The organism is Streptomyces sp. NPDC002793 (genome assembly GCF_040295485.1).
In the GTDB taxonomy this organism is placed as follows: Bacteria; Actinomycetota; Actinomycetes; order Streptomycetales; family Streptomycetaceae; genus Streptomyces.
Genome location: NZ_JBEOVL010000077.1, coordinates 1 through 17,996, shown reverse-complemented (window position 1 = coordinate 17,996; position 17,996 = coordinate 1). Strand labels below are relative to the sequence as shown.

The window sequence follows — 17,996 nt, the reverse complement described above, 5'->3', positions numbered from 1 at the left end:
GCCGATCCCCGGCATGGACGTCAGGACCTTGGAAAGAGGGTGGTTCTCCAACACTTCCTCGATCCGAGCGGCCAAGAGTTTGCGCTGGTCAAGGATGGCGGTGAGCGAGCCGGCCAGGCTCGGGACGATCAGCGCGGCTGCGTCCGTGCCCGGGACAACGACGGTCTGTTCGTAGAGGCCATTTCACTTGGCCAGGCGACGGTGGCATATGAGGGTCGCGGCGATGGCGGTGAAGGCGAGGAAGTGTTCCGGCTTGCGTTCGTAGCGGCGGTGCAGACGGCGGCAGCCGGACAGCCAGGACACGGTCCGCTCCACGACCCAGCGGTGCTGGCCCAGGCGTCGGGACGACTCGATGCCCTTGCGGGCGAGACGGTGCCTGATGCCACGGGAAGCGAGCCATCGGCGCAGATGGCGGTAGTCGTAGCCCTTGTCGCCGTACAGCTTGCCGGGGCGCCGACGCCGTGGGCCGCGACGGGAACGGATGGGCGGGATACCGCGGACCAGTGGGATGAGGGCCTGGCTGTCGTGGAGGTTGGCGGCGGAGATGCTGATCGACAGGGGCAGGCCCTGGCGGTCGACGATGAGGTGGATTTTCGATCCCTTTTTGCCGCGGTCGGTCGGATTCGGTCCCGTCAGCTGCCCCCCTTTGAGGGCCCGGACGCTTACCGAGTCGATCGCGCACCGCGACCAGTCCAGCTCGCCCCGGGCACCGAGTTCGTCCAGAACCAGGCGGTGGAGCTTTGCCCACACCCGGGCCTCGGTCCACTCGGTGAACCGCCGGAAGACGGTGACACCCGACAGGCCAAATCCTGGTGGCAGTTGGTTCCAGGTGCAGCCCGAGGTGGCCACGAAGACGATGGCGGCCAGCACCTCGCGGTCCCCTCGTCGCCGATGCCCTCCACCCTGCGGACGGACCGGCGCCGGCGGCACCACCCGCTGGAAAAGAGTCCACAGATCTTCAGGTGCCATCCGCTCGACAAGCGCAGCAGTCATCACCCCAGACTGCCGCAAGATCACACCAAGTGAAATGGCGTCTAACCACCCACCTAATGTCACCCAGGGACTCGTGACTGCTCCCTGAGGCAGGATGTGCTCATGATGAGTCGGGGGCGTGCCGGGGCGGTCTCAGCAGTGGCGTTCAGCGTTGCGGTGGGCTTGGCCGGTCTGTGGTGGACGGTGGACGCGCTGCCAAAGGCGGAGGAGGGCTCCGACCCGGCAGGGGTGCTGGCCCTCTTACCCAGCCTGATGGGTGTGGTTCTCGGGGGATGGGGAGCGTGGGCGGGAGTCCGGGCCCTGCAGGGTCAGCGCACGGCCCCGGTGATCGCGGAGAGGCTCGCTGGGCGGGTGGCGGAGGCGGAGGGTGAGCAGTACCAGCAGTTGCTGGGTAGTGGGCGGGCAGCGCCGGACGGGCGGATCGACCTTGCGTTCACAGCCACGGCCACCGGGGTGAGCGGTTCGCGCGCCGACGGAACGCTGGAGGGGATCGCCGACTACTACAGGAGCCTGCGGCCTGGGCGGATGGTCATCACCGGTACACCGTCCAACGGCCGGGACAGGCGGACCGGCGGTGACGCGGGAACAGGAAAGACCGTTCTTGCCCTGGCCCTGATCCTGGGCTTGGCCATCGATCGTTCCCCGCAGGATCCGGTGCCGGTACGACTGACCGCAGCATCCTGGCCCGGCAGCGATATTCGTGACTGGTTACGGATACACCTGACCGACGTCTACCGTCTTTCCCGTCGCGAAGCCGCCCGCCTGGTGGCCGCCAATCTCGTTCTGCCGGTCATCGACGGTCTGGACGAAATGGACCCGGGAACGAACCCCGGCTACCGTTCACGCGCCGCCGCCCTCCTGGGCCGTATCAACCAATTCGGGCACGGTGGTGCACACTGCCCTGTCGTCGTGACCTGCCGGCACGCCCACTATCAGGCCCTGGTGGAAGCAGAGGCGGAACCTCGGATCGTGGCACACATCGCCGTGGCCCGCGTCGACGCCGCCCGCGCTCACAGCTATCTCTCGCAACGCGTCGCTGGCACGGAGCGGAGCCGGACCCGCTGGCACCCAGTTCTCTCCGCCCTGGACTCGGTGGCGGCGGGCCCGGTCGGCACCGCGTTGCCGGAACACACCCTGCTGGCCGAGACGTTGGATACTCCCTGGCGACTGACCCTGGCCGCCACCGTCTTCCAGGAGCGCATCGCCGACGGACGATACCTGCGCGACCCCGTCGATCTCCTCGTGCTGGCAGCCAACGGGCACCTGTACGAGTACCTCCTGGACCACTACATCGGTGCCTCGGTGGCCGCACCCCACCGAGGGGCGGACGACACCTTCCGGCCATCAGCCACCGGCACCCCTCCGCGACTGGATACCGAAGCCACCTGGCGCCGCCTCGCAGTCCTCGCCCGCTACCTCAACGGCAACAGCGGCTCTGAGGACAGCTCGCCCCGCCGCGTCGCAGGGCGCGTGCTGAGCAGCACCGACCTGGTCCTCCACGAACTATGGCCCCTGAGCGGGAAGCATCGAACACGCTGGACCGAACGCATTCTGGCCGGAGCGACGCCACTTCTTTTTTTCTTCAGCCTTTCCTGGCTGCTGGAATTTTATAGCTTCGGTGCGATGGAAATATGGATGTGCATTTCATTTCTCTGTTTCGCAGTGCTCTTTCGTCCAGCCTGGCCGAAGCCGGCGCGAATCAGCCTCGGCCGTCTTCGCACCCCGGTCGGCCGACGCGCCTTCACTCGGGGGTTCACGATCGGATTCGCTATCAGTTCCCTGTTCCTATTTGGACTGTACAAGGTGGCGGATGGCGAGTTCGAACTCCAAGAAAGCCTCGAAAACTGCCTAAGTTTCGGGCTCGCGGTCGGGCTCGCAGTCGGGCTCGCGCGCGGACTCACGATCAAGCAAGAGTATGCAACGGGCGTTCCCCGTTATCTCATCCGCATGGACCTCATCGCTGCGGTCGCGTTCGGGCCTGTGGCAGCGGCTGGCGTCATGCTCATGTTCGGGCTCATGGGTACGTTCGCACTTCACTTCGCGTCCAACGGCCCTGGCTTCCCCGATACGTGGGTGACGGATATTTTGAAGGTGCCCCTCACTTTCGGGTTAGTGATCGGGGGCTTCATATTCAGTTTCCCTGTCGCAGGTGGCCCGGCATCCCTGCGGTATTTCGCGTTTCTCCTACACATGCGCAGAAAGCTTCCGTGGCGGCTAGGACGCTTCCTTAACGCCTGCTACGAACTCGGCATCCTGCGCGTGTCCGGAACGGCATGGCAGTTCCGCCATCGTGAACTCCAGGACCACCTCGCCACCCGCCCCTCGCCGCCATTCCACTCATGACCACCACCCCACTCATGAAGGAGCGCTCCGACGTGGCACTGGCATGGGTTCAATGACAGTCCATGACTTGGAGCTCGTAACACGATCATGAGTGGATGTGGGAACCGTCCACGCACGCCCGTGACCAGTCGAGCTCGCCGGCCGCGTTCAGTTCGGCGAGCAGGACCCGGTGCAGCCGGTCGAAAACCCCCGCCTTCTGCCATCGGTCCAGCCGCTCGTCCTCTACAACGACATAGCCTGGCAACTGCTGCCGCTGGAGCTGGGGTTCGGCTCGGGACAGACATGCTGGCGGGCAGGATCCGTCGGTGACGGAACAGGATGCCTTGCAGGCAGAGCCGGTCCGACACCGGCCGCGGTCCCGGCGACCGATCCGGCCACAACGGCCACAACGGCTCAATGAGCTTCTTCGAGTTGGCCACCGATCGGGTAATGGGCCGTAAAGCGCAACCAACGAGGCTCCCGAGCTGTTGATTGAGATGCCTGACGTGTCAAGCACGTTGCTCGGGGGCCTCGTTGGTCATCCATCCTGCCGCACTCGACCTGCCGCATGCACTCGTGGAGTCGGTCACCATGCTGATCGTCACCCGTGAGGACGACCGCCGCTGCAAGCTCCGTCCCTCCCAGCGCGCGATGGTGGCACTGGTGTACCTGCGCGAACACACCACACTCGCGAAGATCGCCACCGGGTTCGGAATCAGCGAGTCCACCGCTCACGCCTACACCAGCGCGGTCGTCGACCTGCTCGCCGAACGTGCGCCGGGTCTTCTGAAGACGCTGCGCGAGCACGAACCCGACTTCGTCCTTCTCGACGGCACCCTCGCCGAGTGCGACCGGGTCGGCGACGGCCGGGCCGACTACTCCCACAAACACCGGCGCCACGGCGTGAACGTGCAGGTCGTCACCGATCCCGGCGGTCGGCTGCTATGGCTCTCGCCCGCCCTGCCGGGCCGCACTCACGACCTGACCGCCGCACGTACCCACCGGATCATCCGAATTTGTGAGCGTCAGGGCGTTCCGATCGTGGCCGACCTCGCGTACCAGGGCGCCGGTCCGTGGCTGACCACCGGCATCAAGCGCCAGCCCCTCAAGGAACTCACTCCCACCGACAAGACCCGCAACCGTGTCCTGGCCGCGGCACGAGCACCCGTCGAACGCGGCGTCGCCCGCCTGCAATCCTGGCGGATCTTCCGCAGGCCCCGATGCAGTCCCAATCGCATGACGTCAATCGCCAAGGCCGTCCTCACACTGGAGATGCAACGCTGAAGAGCTCAGTCATGAGCAGAGAATAGTGGGCTCCGGTGCCTCATGATCCGATGTCCAGAAGGGGTGCAATCGGTCGTATATTCCCCCGCACCTACAGGCCGATGCCCTCGGTGGCGGTGTCCTCCCAGCGTTCGCCCTCGTCGACGTACTCCCAGAAGACCGGGCTGTTGGCGGCCCAGCCGCCCTGCTTGCGAAGTTTCTCGGCGCGCTTGCCGCGCTTGCGGCCGGTACTGACCAGGCCACGGCGTGCGGAGTGCCCGGTGAGCTTGACGTCCAGGCCGGCGCGCTGGGCGGCCCGGGTGATGGCCAGGCGGCAGCCGTCGGGCCCGAGCCGCCGGGTGCCGAGGCGGCCCTTCTGGTCGACCGGCAGGAACGCCGGTCCCGCTGTGAGGGCGGCGGCCTCCTGCCAGGCCAGCCAGCAGCGGACCGGGCAGGTGTCGGGGTTCTCGCCGTAGGCGACCGCGACGTCGCGGGGCGGGCGGCCCTTGACGGAGGGGACGTGCACCTCGAGTCCTTCGGCGACCTGGGTGATGGCCTCGGTGTCGAGCGAGGAGACCTCCTCGGACCGCCCGGCGATGCCGAATGCCAGCGTCGCGAGCGCCCGGTCGCGCAGCCGGGCGAGTTCGGGCAGTTCCTGCGTGCCGCGGCGCCGGCCGACGGCGGGCTGCGGGCGGGTGGCGGGCGCGGTGTTCATCGCCTTCAGGTGTGCGGGGGTGGCCGCGATCGCCTTGCCGCGGCCGCGGGCGATCCGTGCCGGGTCGAGCTTCATCGGCTTGAGCGCCTCCCGGGCGGCCTTCGTCGCCTGCTTCGGGACTTCGGTGCCGTGCCGGCGGGCGGTGACCGTGACGCCGGTGATGCGGCGGTCGATGGTGCTGGGCGCGGCCTTTTTCATCTCGTCGAGCCAGACGACGAAGGCGACCAGGGTGCCCTTGGTGACCGCGGTCAGCGGCAGCACGTGGCCGGTCCGTCCGGCGAGCCAGCGGTGGAACTCGGCCCAGAGCTCCCAGTCGCGGGCGTAGGAGACGCGGGTCTTCGTGGGCCGGGCGTCGGCCAGGTGCTCCTCGGCGCCCTGATCGAGCGCGGCGAGCACGGCGGCCGTCGCACTGTCGTACGGCGCAGGTTCGGCGCCGCCGAGGGCGCACGGGGCGACGAGCTCGGCGGTGACGTGGTCCTCGTACGGCTGGAGCTGACCGGTCATGACCGCCCCGCCTCCTCGGCCACCGTGACGATCCCGGCGCGGAAGTCGGCCTCGCCGGCGGCATCGTGATGCTCCAGGTGGGTCCACCAGCGGTGCCAGTCGGTGCGCACGGCCGGGTCCGTCTTCAGCAGGTGCTCCAGCATGCCGGCGGAGGTGGAGACGTAGATGCTCAGGGCTTCCAAGGCGAAGGAGAGCTCGCCGGTCTCCCCGACCTGTTCGTGCAGCCGTTCCAGCTGCTGGTAGCAGAACGTCTCCAGGTCCCGGACGTTCTCGTAGGTGAGCTGCTCGGCGTAGCGCAGGGCGGGTGCGGGCTTCTCAGGCATACAGGTCTCCCTCGCTGGGGCGCCGGTACCGACGGGCCGCCATGTCCGTTTTACTACCTCGGATATCGCATCTTATCCAAGCCGGTTCACCGGTACCCTCTTCGGCATGACCACCGCACGCCGCCCACGCTTCTCTGCTCGCATCGGCCTGTCCCAGGCGATCGACGAGGCTCCCTACGACGGCGTCCCGGAGCATCTCCTTGAGCCCTTGCGCCGATGGGTGGAGAGCAACTTCAACGACCACGATCCCGACGCCACCGCTCTCTGTCTGCGGCTACGTATGGCTGTGCCACCGAAGACCAGCGCACGCAGCCGACTCGCCGCCGCTGAGAGCTGGGAACTCCTCGACGTCGTGGACGCCATCCTCGACTACGAAAGCGAGGACGGCTGGGACGGCCGAGACGACGGATCTTTGGCGCGGCTGCTGGACATAGCGGGATCCGCTTACCAGGTCAACGACCGCGACAACGGCCTGGAGGAACGCATCACTCCAGGCGTTCGCGAAGCGGTGAGCCAAACCGTCGCCGACGCAGAAGCCGAATCCAGCGCCGGGTCGGCGGCTGAGCACCTGGCTACCGCCTGGCGGGCTGCGTACGGGCTGCACCCGGATCCGGTGCGGGCGTACAGCGAGGCGATCAAGGCCGTGGAATGCGCGGCGCACTCGGTCATTCAGTCGAACCACGGCCGGGCCACCCTCGGCACCATGCTGGGCGAGATCGGGAACGCACGGGCTAAGTTCACCAGCGCCCTCTCCACACCCTCGAACGGGGACCCGATCGCCCCGATGGAAGCGATGATGCGCGCCCTGTGGGACGGGCAGACCTCCCGGCACGGCAAGCAGACCCCCACCGTGCCCGAGACCCTGGAGGCCGCGCGGGCCGGCGTCCACCTTGCAGCCACCCTCGTGCAGTGGTTCACCTCCGGGGCCGTTGTCCGTACACCCTGATACGAAGCCAGGCTGTACACGCTTCTAGAACAACAGGATGGGCAGGCGCGGCATCCCTCGGCCAACGGTCCTGCTGTTCATGAAGCGATGGCGCCCTCAAGTGACCAACGCACCACCCACGGATGATCATGTGATCGTGAAGGCACAGGTGCGTGACTACGGGTATTCGTCGGCTCAGCAGGATGAGATTTGGAGACGCTGGCGCGAGGGGCAGTCGTTCAGTTTGATCGGGCGCGCGCTCGGGACGCCGATGCATCACGTCCGTCAGTTCGTGTGCCAGAGCGGTGGTGTCCGGATCACTCCGCAGCAGCGGTCAGCGCGGCATCTGACCGGTGAAGAGGAAGGGGACGACCTCTCCGTGTACGGGAAGGCCGCCCCTCAATCTCTTCGGCACTCCGCCAACTCACCCCGGACGCGTTCGCGGCGGCGCAGGTTGTGGCGTTCCGGTTCACCTCCGCTCGCGCGGAGAGCACCCGGACTCGGTGCCGGTGGTGCCGGTGATGGCCGGTTCACCTCCGCTCGCGCGGAGAGCACCCCGGGGCGCACGCCGACGGCATCGAGCCGTACGGTTCACCTCCGCTCGCGCGGAGAGCACGCCCGGTAGCCCTCGGATGCTGTGTCGCGCGTCGGTTCACCTCCGCTCGCGCGGAGAGCACGCCCGGTAGCCCTCGGATGCTGTGTCGCGCGTCGGTTCACCTCCGCTCGCGCGGAGAGCACTTGCTGGCCAGGTCCATGGCCGTGCCCAGTGTCGGTTCACCTCCGCTCGCGCGGAGAGCACATCGAGTCCATCTCGAAGCCGCGGGGGTCAACCGGTTCACCTCCGCTCGCGCGGAGAGCACCGGGTGAGGAGCGTACGGACGTCCTCGCCGTTCGGTTCACCTCCGCTCGCGCGGAGAGCACGTCGACGTGGGCGGCGAGGTCGGGGCTGTTGACGGTTCACCTCCGCTCGCGCGGAGAGCACCCCGCCCCGTTACTGGTCTCAGTATCGTCCAACGGTTCACCTCCGCTCGCGCGGAGAGCACATGATCACGCCCTGCTCGTTCGTCGGGCACTACGGTTCACCTCCGCTCGCGCGGAGAGCACACGATCGGGTCGGCGTAGTCGAACAGCCAGGACGGTTCACCTCCGCTCGCGCGGAGAGCACGGGCGGGACTGACAGCGGGGGTCAGTGGCCGTCGGTTCACCTCCGCTCGCGCGGAGAGCACCGTCTCCACCCGTGGAGAGCGCGGAGTCTCCACGGTTCACCTCCGCTCGCGCGGAGAGCACCGTACCGGCGTCTGGCACGTCGGACCAGTCGACGGTTCACCTCCGCTCGCGCGGAGAGCACGCGGCGCCGGCTTCCTGGGCGTACTCCACGGCCGGTTCACCTCCGCTCGCGCGGAGAGCACATCTCCTCGTCGACCGCCTCCATCTGCGGCGACGGTTCACCTCCGCTCGCGCGGAGAGCACCCATGGCGGGTACCTATGAAGACGTTACGGATCGGTTCACCTCCGCTCGCGCGGAGAGCACACGACACCGGTCATGCCGCCCTTCGCGTCGACCGGTTCACCTCCGCTCGCGCGGAGAGCACTTGCACGACAACACCCCCAAGCCGTGGCCCCCCGGTTCACCTCCGCTCGCGCGGAGAGCACGGCCTTCTTCGTGATCCGGGCGGCGTACCAGCCGGTTCACCTCCGCTCGCGCGGAGAGCACATGTAGTGCGCTACGTCGGCCTCCCGGGACTGCGGTTCACCTCCGCTCGCGCGGAGAGCACTGGAGGTACTGGGAGCCGGCGCGGCCGTGGAACGGTTCACCTCCGCTCGCGCGGAGAGCACCCAGAGAACGGGTCGAGGACGGTTCCTCCGGGCGGTTCACCTCCGCTCGCGCGGAGAGCACGGTCTGTGCGGCCGCGGTCATCACGTCGAACGCGGTTCACCTCCGCTCGCGCGGAGAGCACCCTGGGAAGGGGTACGCCGACGTGGCAGACCACGGTTCACCTCCGCTCGCGCGGAGAGCACTTCCGGTCCGCCCAACGGCCCCTGGAGGCCGTCGGTTCACCTCCGCTCGCGCGGAGAGCACGAACGCGAGCAAGACCGCAGCCTCCACCGAGTCGGTTCACCTCCGCTCGCGCGGAGAGCACAGGGTTGTCGCCGTGGTCTGCGGGGGTGGTGGCGGTTCACCTCCGCTCGCGCGGAGAGCACCCGCCCGCACCGAACGCCACCGCCGTGAGCGCCGGTTCACCTCCGCTCGCGCGGAGAGCACGCCGCAATCCAGCAGACCGTGCAGGACCGCGTCGGTTCACCTCCGCTCGCGCGGAGAGCACAACCACGCCTGCCAAGTCGTCGCCTCCTGAGACGGTTCACCTCCGCTCGCGCGGAGAGCACGACGGGGTGGAGGGCGCGACGAGGTTCCGGGACGGTTCACCTCCGCTCGCGCGGAGAGCACGTCGGTGTCCACGTCCACGTCGATGTCGATATCGGTTCACCTCCGCTCGCGCGGAGAGCACTTGGACAGCTCCGACAACGCGGTCTGGAACTCCGGTTCACCTCCGCTCGCGCGGAGAGCACGCGGGGCGTCTGCGGTTGCGGTGTGGTCAGTTCGGTTCACCTCCGCTCGCGCGGAGAGCACTGGCCTGCTGGCTGCCTTCGGCGAGATCCATCCGGTTCACCTCCGCTCGCGCGGAGAGCACACCGAGCCCACGGACTACCCCGTGAGCGACGACGGTTCACCTCCGCTCGCGCGGAGAGCACCTACTGGGCGGGTACAGCTCGCTCGTCGACAACGGTTCACCTCCGCTCGCGCGGAGAGCACGCCGCCCCGGTGAAGGACGACGTCGTCGTCGACGGTTCACCTCCGCTCGCGCGGAGAGCACCGCCTCGATGACTCTGCTCGGAGCTGATCAGGCGGTTCACCTCCGCTCGCGCGGAGAGCACCCCTGCGAAGCAATCTCCAGAGTCACGTCCGACGGTTCACCTCCGCTCGCGCGGAGAGCACGGAGAGGAGGTACTCGGCGGCGCGGCGTGCGGCGGTTCACCTCCGCTCGCGCGGAGAGCACACGCGTGGCGGGCTCGCCGGTGGCAGCAGCGACGGTTCACCTCCGCTCGCGCGGAGAGCACGAAGGCTGCGCAGTGGCCGAGCAGGTCGGCCGCGGTTCACCTCCGCTCGCGCGGAGAGCACTCATGGCGGGTACCTATGAAGACGTCGCGGACCGGTTCACCTCCGCTCGCGCGGAGAGCACCCTTCGCGACCTGGCCTTACCTGACCGCTTTGCCGTTTTTTTGCCAAGCGTCGTGGTGCATGCAGCTCGATTCGTTGTCGTCGCGCAGTGAGTGTAAGGCTCGCCCCTCCTGTCGGCGCGAGCTTGGGCTATTTGGAGTTGTTGTCAGTGGTGGGTGCTATCTCTGTGCTCATGGTGGATTGCGGTGGGGCGGGTGCTTCGCAGGTCTGTGTTCTGGATGTTCGGCTGTGGGGGAAGGAGGCGGGGCTGTCGCGGCCGTATCCGGTGATTTGCCATCTTCTCGATACAGGTGCGGTGTTCCAGGAGTTATGGGATGTCGTTTTGAGCGACGCGACCAGGGTGGCTGTCGGGGGTGCGCTCGGTCTGAGTGTGGTGGAGGCTCGCACGGTTGTTTCGTTCTGGGCCGGGTTGCATGACATCGGGAAAATTTCTCCTCCGTTCCAGGCTCAGGTTCCGGACTGCTATCAGCCGGTGCGTGACGATCCTGCCTATGGCAGCGCGCCGGGAGCCGAGGGCGAGAAGGGTTTCCGTCACGAGGTCGCTTCCCACTGGGCTCTGTACCAGCTCTTTGAGGAGGCTGGGTATCCGGGCGGCGAGCGCTTGCTTCGTAAGGCTGTGAGTCATCAGGTAGCGCAGTTGCTGGGTGGTCATCACGGCGTCTTCGGTGAGGTGTTGAAGGCCAAGAAGGCGGCGCGGCCCGCCGATTACAACCCTGGTCTCGGGCGGCAGGGCTGGGCTGGTCAGCGGCGGATGCATTTCGAGGAGCTGCGGCGGGTCTTGGGCGCGTTCGCGGTTCCTCGGGGCGGCTTACCGGTGGGGCTGGCTGTGGTGGTGTCCGGCTTGGTTGTGGTGGCGGACTGGCTGGCGAGTCAGACTTCCGCGATCGAGGAGCGGATCCCTGGCCCTGGCTGGTCGGGGATGGCTGACGAGGTGGATGCCCATTGGCAGGCTGCTGTGAGAGCGGCTCCGGGGTTGGTGCGGGCGGCGCGGCTGGGCCGGGCCGGGTTCGCGACCGGGGAGTTCGGTGAGATGTTCCCGTTCGCCCCCAACAGTTTGCAGCGGGATCTCGTGGAGCATCTTCCCGCGATGGTGGGTGAGAGCGGGTCTGGGCTGGTGCTGGTGACGGCCCCGACGGGTGACGGGAAGACGGAGGCTGCGTTGTTCGCGGCTTCGTTGCTGGGACGGGCGGCGGGTGCCCGGGGGGTGTATTTCGCGCTGCCGACGATGGGGACGGCGGACGCGATGCTGCCGCGGGTGGAGGCGTTCGCCGCGCGGGCGCTGTCCGGGGAGCGGGCGCTGATGCTCTTGCACTCGATGGCGTGGCTGAGCACTCCGGACAGGGCGGCCGTGTCCGACGTCTCGGCCGGCGAGGCCGCGGTGAGTGCGGAGAAGGGGACGGTGGTCGAGGCGGACGGGTGGTTGCGGGGTGCGAAGCGTGGGCTGCTCGCTCCGCTGGGTGTGGGCACGATCGACCAGGCGTTGAGTGCGGTGCTGCCGTTGCGGTACAACGCGCTGCGCCTGTTCGGGTTGTCGGACAAGGTGTTCGTGGTCGATGAGGCGCACGCGTATGGGCCGTGGATGCATCAGCTGTTGGTGCGGTTGCTGGAGTGGTTGGGTGCGTTGGGTGCCCCGGTGGTGTTGTTGTCGGCCACGCTGACGGGCCGTTCGGCGGGTTCTCTGGTGGACGCCTACCGGCGTGGTGCGGGGTTCCGTGAGCCTTCGGATGTGGTTCCGCGGTATCCGGGGTGGCTGTTCGCGAGCGGTGCCTCGGGTGAGGTGTCGGCCGCGCGGGGTACGGCGAGCAACCGTGTCCGGACGTTGAGGGTGACCCGCAGGCTGGTGGAGTGGGATGCCTCGGAGCCGGCCGAGGCGCCGGTGCGGGAGGGAGGCCGGCGTGCGGCGCTGCGGGAGGTGCTGGCTCCTGTCGCCGCCGAGGGCGGTACGGCGCTGGTGTGCTGCACCACGGTGGCCGAGGCCCAGCAGACCTACCGGGATGTGTGTGCGGCTTTTCCCGGGCTTGCGGCACGTGCGGGTGGGGTGCGGCTGCTGCATTCCCGTTACCCGGCGGACGTGCGGGCGGCGATTACCGCTCGGTGCCAGGACGCGTATGGGAAGCCGGGCGAGGGGACCGTCGCGGTGCGTCCGGGGTCGATTCTGGTGGCGACGCAGGTGGTGGAACAGTCGCTGGACTTCGACTTCGACCTGGTGGTGAGCGATCTGGCGCCACTGGCCCAGTTGTTGCAGCGCGCCGGGCGCGGGCGGCGGCATCAACGGGGGCCGCTCGGCCGGCCTGGGTGGGCGGCTGCGGAGGACGAGCCGGAGCTGGTGGTTCTCGATCCGCTGGCCGTACCGGGCGGATCCGCTCCCCCTCGCTCGTGGGGCACGGTCTACGACGCGGGACTGCTTGTACGCACGTCACAGACCCTGGACACGTGTGCTCCGGGCGGCATCGCGGTGCCTGGTGATGTGCAGCGGCTGGTCGACGAGGTGTACGAGGAAGAGTTCGTCGACCGGCTGGAGGGTGCTGCCCGCGAGGAGCTGGTGCGGCTGGACGAGGAGCGGCTGGCGGGCGAGGCGGCCGAGCGGCATCTGGCGACCTGGACCAGCATCTGCGCTCCGGCGGACGTGAAGGGTGATCTCAGCGAGCTGTCGGTGCGGGATGCGGGGGTGACGGAGGAGCTGCTGACGACGCGTCTGGGCGCTGACACCGGTCGTGTGCTGTGCCTGTACGAGCAGGCCGGCGGAGTGGCAACGCTCGATCCGGAGGGCAGAGTCCCGGTTCCTGCCGGAGGCCGGCACGGCCTTCGGGCGGCACAGCTGGCGGACGTCGCGCGGCGGGTGGCACCCGTGCCGGGGCGGTGGCTGCGCGGCGCTGAACCCGGTGCAACCGTGCCGGAGAAGTGGGGGACGCATCCCTCGCTCCGCGACCTCGTCGTACTGCGCATGAGCCCGGCAGGGAACGGGAGTTGGGCATGCTCCCACGGGCGTTACACGGTTTCCATATCAGATGTCGGCCTCGAAGCCCAGTGATCTTCACGTTCTGATCACTCTTCCATCATGTTTCCGCTACGTTTCATGTGCGGTCCTCCGCCCCCGGAGTGGCACACGATCGCCGCCTCGGTTGCGCGGCGAAGAACCGCCCGCTCCGTCTCGACTTCCAGCGGTCCGAACGACAGGACACCTCCATGCCGACCGGCACGTACAACCTGATCGACCAACCCTGTGTCCCTGTGCGCTGGAAACCCGGCAGCACAGCCACCGACACAGGCAGGCTCCCGGATCTGGTGGGCTTACGTGAACTGCTGCTGCGCAGCCACGACATCGAGTCCCTGGCCGTCACCGACGCACCCGCCCACGCAGCGCTGCTCCGCGTCCTGTACGCGCTCACAGCCCGGGTGGCCGGCCTGACCGACCAGGGCGACGAAGGCGACTGGGACGAACGCCGCCTGGAAGCCCTCGACATCGGCCATCTCCCGCCCGACGATGTTCACGCGTACTTCGAGGAGTTCAGCAGCCGGTTCTTCCTGTTCGCACCGGGCGGGCGTCCCTGGATGCAAGATCCCCGGCTGGCAGAGCAGTGCGACGCGTCGAACACCGCCGGGGTCAACAAGCTCATCGTCACCCGCCCCTCGGGCAACAACCACTCCTGGTTCCGGCACGACACGGACACCGCACCCGAACCACCGACCGCCCCCGAAGCCTTCCTGAGCCTGCTGGTATGGCACTACTACGGTCCGTCGGGACGATGCTCGGCCCGTGAGGTGAACGGGGTGAAGACCGCGAGCGCCACCGCCGGCCCCCTGCGCACGGCCATGTCCTACCACCCCGAGGGCAACTCCCTCTTCGAAACGCTGCTCGCCGGCCTCGTACCGCCGGAAGACAACGTGAACGGACAGGAAGACCTGTGCCCGTGGGAACTGGACGACCTGACGGACCCCGACCACCCGCCCCGGGAATCCAAAGGACCTCGCTCGCGTCACACCGGCCGCTCGCAGCACGCGCTGCTCCTGCTGCCCGACGAGACCAGCACCCACGTGCGGGACGCGTACATCACCTGGGCCTACCGGGGCGAACGGATGCCACGGGAGGACGACTACCTGATCTGGCAGACCAGCCAGCAGGGCAACCGTTACCCGCGTCCCGCTGATGCCGGCCGTGCCCTGTGGCGGGATCTGGACGCACTGCTGCTGCAGCACCCGCCGGCAGGCAGTACGCACCCGCAGCAGCCCCGTGTCTTCCGAACAGCGGACCAGGTATCGGAGTACCTGCGGGTGCGGGCCCTCGGATTCGACCAGGAAGGGCAGGCCAAGGACACCCAGTTCATCGACGCCAGCACCCCGGCCGTCCTCGGATACGCCGAGACCAACGACCCCCGCACCGTCCCCGCCGTCGGCCGCCTGAGGCAGTTCGGCGAACTGTACGGACGACGTCTGGACCGGGCGGTCAAACGTGCCTGGGCCGCCTACGTCAAGGACGCCAAAGCGGACGGCGCGGCCTGGGCGGCACAAGCCGGCGCCCGGTACTGGCCCAGTGCCGAGGCGGAGTTCTGGGCACGGTTCCGCCTCCTGGACCGTACCGGCGACGTGGCCGACAGCGGCTTCGACCCAGCAGCGACCCGTCGCGCCTTCCTGCGCCTGGCCGAAGAGGCATACGACACGGTGACCGCCCCCGCCACCCGCACGCTGCGCGGCGCGAAGGCCGTCTCACAAGCCCGCATCGACCTCTACGGCGGAGCACCGAAGAAAACCCAGGCCACCGTGCCCGCCTCCCGCGCAAAGACCGAGGAGCCCACCGCATGACCACCACCCCACCGCCACTCCCCCAGAACACCACCGACCCACTCATCTCCCCGGCCGGCAGGATCCCGCAGCAGAACAGCAACGCGCGGGCGAGCCGCTCGCACGCGTTCACCAACTGGGTCGCACAGGTCAGCCGAGAGGACCCAGGTGCCCGCAGCGCACTGCGCAGCGGGCTGCGGAAGGACCTCGACTCGGTGCGGCGCATGCACCGTCTGGTCGCCCCGTGGCTGCCCGAGCAGCGGTCCGAGGATGTGGAGCGGGCGTACTACGCGGTCGCCGCAATGATCGCCGCCCAGCCCCGCAGCGCACTGGGCGTACCGCAGAGCACGGCCGACGGCGGTGAGCAGCGGGACGCTGCCCCCACACCGCGGCGGCGTCGTGCCACTCTCGGCACCGCCTTCGCGACTGCGGTCGTCGAGGGGCCGGGCCGGGAGAAGGAGATGCGGGCGGGGACAGCGGAGAGCCGCCTCAACCTCCTCACCCGCCAGAGCGTCAACGGGCTGCACCGCCATCTGCCCGCCTCCGTGGGATACCTGCGCTCGTTGGGCGTGGACATCGACTGGGGGCAGCTCCTGGACGACGTCGGTAACTGGCGCAGGCAGTCCGGGCGGATCTCTCGTACCTGGCTTCAGGACTTCTACCGGCTGCGGGACAAGTCCCTCGCTTTGCAGGCCGACGACGCCGACGAGAAGGAACTCGCAGCAGATCCGCCTGCCGCTCCCACCGGCCCCTGACGCAGCCCGCCAAGCAATGAGCCTCGCAGAACACGTCTCGCACACTTCCGTACGAAGGAGTCACACCACCATGGTCATGGCCGCCCGTTTCATCGACATCCACATCATTCAGAGCGTCCCGTTCGCCAACCTGAACCGTGACGACACGAATTCTGTCAAGACGGTGCAGTACGGCAGCGTGCTCCGCACCCGGGTCAGCAGCCAGTCCTGGAAGCGGGCCGTGCGCGGCGTGTTCGAGGACCGTATCGGCCAGGCCGCGCTGCGTACCCGGCGCATCGGCGAGCGCGTCACCCGCCTCCTCACCGAAGACCGTGGGTGGCCGCTGGACCTCGCGGAGAAGGCAGGGGCGCACACGGCTGCGGCCAGCAGCATCAAGTTCGAACTCGCGAAAGACCCCAAGGACCCCAAGCAGGCCGTCACGAACAAGGTCCTGACCAACGCGATGGTCTACGTCCCCGAGACCGCCGTGGCCGAACTCGCCAACCTGGCCGAGGAATACCGCGAGGAACTGCAGGGCGCGAAGGACATCAAGAAGCCCGCTGACAAGAGCATCCTGCCCACCGACAAGGTCGAGGCGGTACTCCGCTCCCGCAACGGCGTCATCAACCTCTTCGGCCGCATGCTCGCCGAAGTCGACAACGCCGGCGTCGACGGCGCTGTTCAGGTTGCCCACGCCCTCACCACCCACGAAACCGACGTCGAACTCGACTACTTCTCCGCCGTCGACGACGTCACCGCCACCTGGAACGACCAGACCGGCAGCGGCCACATGGGCCACACCGAATTCAGCGCCGGCACCTTCTACCGCTACGCCACCATCGACCTGCGCGACCTCGCCCACAACATCGGCGACAACCCCGACGAGCTCCGCGAACTCACCGCCGCCTTCCTCAACGCGTTCATCCTGTCCCTGCCCCAGGCGAAGAAGAACTCCACCGCCCCCCACACCATCCCCGACCTCGCCCACATCTCCGTCCGCACCGACCGGCCTCTGTCCTACGCCGCCGCGTTCGAAAGCCCCGTCACCGCAGCCGGCCAAGGCGGCTACGCCGCCCCCTCCCGCACCACCCTGTCCGAGTACGCCGAGGCCGCCAACCGCCTCCTGGGCACCAGCAACATCCTCACCTCCGGCTGGGCCGGCGTCGACTCCAAGGGCCTCGACGGACTCGGCACCCGCCACACCGGCTTCGATACCCTCATCGACACCGCCCTCGACAGCGCCCTCACCGCACAGTCCACCGGTGGCCAGGCATGACCGCTCCATCCCCCGCCCCCGAGCCGGGACTCCTGCTCCGTCTGACCGGACCCCTGCAGTCCTGGGGCCTGCACAGCCACTTCAACGAGCGCGACACCGCTACCTTCCCCACCCGCTCCGGCGTCATCGGCATGCTCGCCTCCGCCCTCGGCCGCCACCGCGACCAGCCCATCGACGACCTCACCGCACTCCAGCTGACCGTGCGCACCGACCGGCCGGGAGTGCTGCTACGCGACCTGCACACCGTCGGCGGCGGCCTCCCTGGCAAAGCGACCGTGACCACCGCCGAGGGCAAAAAACGCCCCGGCGACACCGGCACCCTCCTCACCCATCGCTACTACCTCGCCGACGCCGCGTTCACCCTCGCCCTCACCACCCCACGACCGACCACCGAAACCCACACCCTCCTGGACCGCTGTGCTGAAGCCCTGCGTGCCCCCCGGTGGTCCCTGCACCTCGGCCGCCGCTCATGCCCGCCCGAAGGCCCCGTCCTGATCGGGCGAAGCGACGACGCCCTGCACCACCTCATCCACCTGCCAATCGCCGCACAACCCACCCGGCACCGCGCAGCCGAGAGCACACCGGTGGAATTCCTGGCCGACCGGCCCCTCACCCACCTGCCCAACCCCGCCGCCACAGTCAGCGACACCAACGAGGACGGCAGCCACACCTCGGGCGAAGTCAACGACCAGCCCGTCAGCTACCACCCCAGCCGACGCTCCTACCGCGCCCGACCGCTGTACCGACGCACCCTGCTCCTGCCCCACTCCCAGTTCGCCGGCTTCGGAAAAACCCAGCTCATTGCCCTGGGGCACTACCTCGACACCCGGCTGCACACCATCGAAGGGAGCCGACGATGACGCTCTGGCTCACCCGCATCGTCCCCGACACCCGCTCCCCCGAAGCCCGCCGCGACCTCGCAGG

11 protein-coding genes, 2 pseudogenes and 1 CRISPR repeat array are annotated in these 17,996 nt (G+C 68.5%); of the genes and pseudogenes, 8 read left to right on the top strand and 5 right to left on the bottom strand.

Going from position 1 to position 17,996, the window contains the following annotated elements; translation table 11 throughout:
* Together ABT001_RS34580 and ABT001_RS34575 are read right to left on the bottom strand one after the other, a co-directional pair.
* Positions 1-177, bottom strand: a pseudogene (locus tag ABT001_RS34580) (IS110 family transposase); the annotation flags it as partial.
* A 6-nt stretch (positions 178-183) separates the two neighbouring features.
* Positions 184-993, bottom strand: coding sequence for an IS5 family transposase (locus ABT001_RS34575; RefSeq protein ID WP_351285528.1), 810 nt, complete (start codon positions 991-993; stop codon positions 184-186).
* Between the two features lie 138 nt (positions 994-1,131).
* Here ABT001_RS34575 and ABT001_RS34570 point away from each other — a divergent pair, with 138 nt between their 5' ends.
* Entirely contained in the window at positions 1,132-3,336 is a 2,205-nt protein-coding gene (locus ABT001_RS34570; RefSeq protein ID WP_351285527.1) for a hypothetical protein, read from the top strand.
* Positions 3,337-3,424: 88 nt separating this feature from the next.
* Here ABT001_RS34570 and ABT001_RS34565 read toward each other — a convergent pair.
* A pseudogene (locus ABT001_RS34565) lies at positions 3,425-3,557 on the bottom strand (IS5/IS1182 family transposase); the annotation flags it as partial.
* A gap of 292 nt (positions 3,558-3,849) precedes the next feature.
* Between ABT001_RS34565 and ABT001_RS34560 the strand changes: the two are divergent.
* Positions 3,850-4,599: a transposase family protein gene (locus ABT001_RS34560; protein WP_351285526.1), complete on the top strand. Its 750-nt coding sequence runs from the start codon at positions 3,850-3,852 to the stop codon at positions 4,597-4,599.
* A gap of 91 nt (positions 4,600-4,690) precedes the next feature.
* Here ABT001_RS34560 and ABT001_RS34555 read toward each other — a convergent pair whose 3' ends face one another.
* Both ABT001_RS34555 and ABT001_RS34550 read right to left on the bottom strand, forming a co-directional pair.
* A complete protein-coding gene (locus ABT001_RS34555) occupies positions 4,691-5,797 on the bottom strand; it encodes a hypothetical protein (RefSeq protein WP_351285525.1) in 1,107 nt (368 codons plus the stop codon).
* Positions 5,794-6,120 (bottom strand): hypothetical protein, encoded by a 327-nt coding sequence (locus ABT001_RS34550; RefSeq protein WP_351285524.1) that lies wholly within the window; start codon positions 6,118-6,120, stop codon positions 5,794-5,796. Before ABT001_RS34550 ends, ABT001_RS34555 begins: the two co-directional genes overlap by 4 nt.
* Before the next feature lie 106 nt (positions 6,121-6,226).
* Here ABT001_RS34550 and ABT001_RS34545 point away from each other — a divergent pair, with 106 nt between their 5' ends.
* The 6 genes from ABT001_RS34545 (at position 6,227) to cas5e (ending at position 17,932) form a co-directional block, all read left to right on the top strand.
* Entirely contained in the window at positions 6,227-7,066 is an 840-nt protein-coding gene (locus ABT001_RS34545; RefSeq protein ID WP_351285522.1) for a hypothetical protein, read from the top strand.
* A 444-nt stretch (positions 7,067-7,510) separates the two neighbouring features.
* Positions 7,511-10,284: a CRISPR direct-repeat array (repeat unit 29 nt; unit sequence CGGTTCACCTCCGCTCGCGCGGAGAGCAC).
* A gap of 123 nt (positions 10,285-10,407) precedes the next feature.
* Positions 10,408-13,314: a CRISPR-associated helicase Cas3' gene (gene cas3, locus ABT001_RS34540; RefSeq protein WP_502967578.1), complete on the top strand. Its 2,907-nt coding sequence runs from the start codon at positions 10,408-10,410 to the stop codon at positions 13,312-13,314.
* A gap of 155 nt (positions 13,315-13,469) precedes the next feature.
* On the top strand, positions 13,470-15,083 hold the full coding sequence (gene casA, locus ABT001_RS34535) for a type I-E CRISPR-associated protein Cse1/CasA (RefSeq protein WP_351285521.1): 1,614 nt from the start codon (positions 13,470-13,472) through the stop codon (positions 15,081-15,083).
* Entirely contained in the window at positions 15,080-15,817 is a 738-nt protein-coding gene (gene casB, locus ABT001_RS34530) for a type I-E CRISPR-associated protein Cse2/CasB (protein WP_351285520.1), read from the top strand. The genes casA and casB overlap by 4 nt, the downstream gene beginning before the upstream one ends.
* Before the next feature lie 70 nt (positions 15,818-15,887).
* Positions 15,888-17,072: a type I-E CRISPR-associated protein Cas7/Cse4/CasC gene (gene cas7e / locus ABT001_RS34525; protein WP_351285518.1), complete on the top strand. Its 1,185-nt coding sequence runs from the start codon at positions 15,888-15,890 to the stop codon at positions 17,070-17,072.
* On the top strand, positions 17,069-17,932 hold the full coding sequence (gene cas5e, locus ABT001_RS34520) for a type I-E CRISPR-associated protein Cas5/CasD (RefSeq protein ID WP_351285516.1): 864 nt from the start codon (positions 17,069-17,071) through the stop codon (positions 17,930-17,932). The genes cas7e and cas5e overlap by 4 nt, the downstream gene beginning before the upstream one ends.
* The last annotated feature ends 64 nt before the right edge of the window (positions 17,933-17,996 follow it).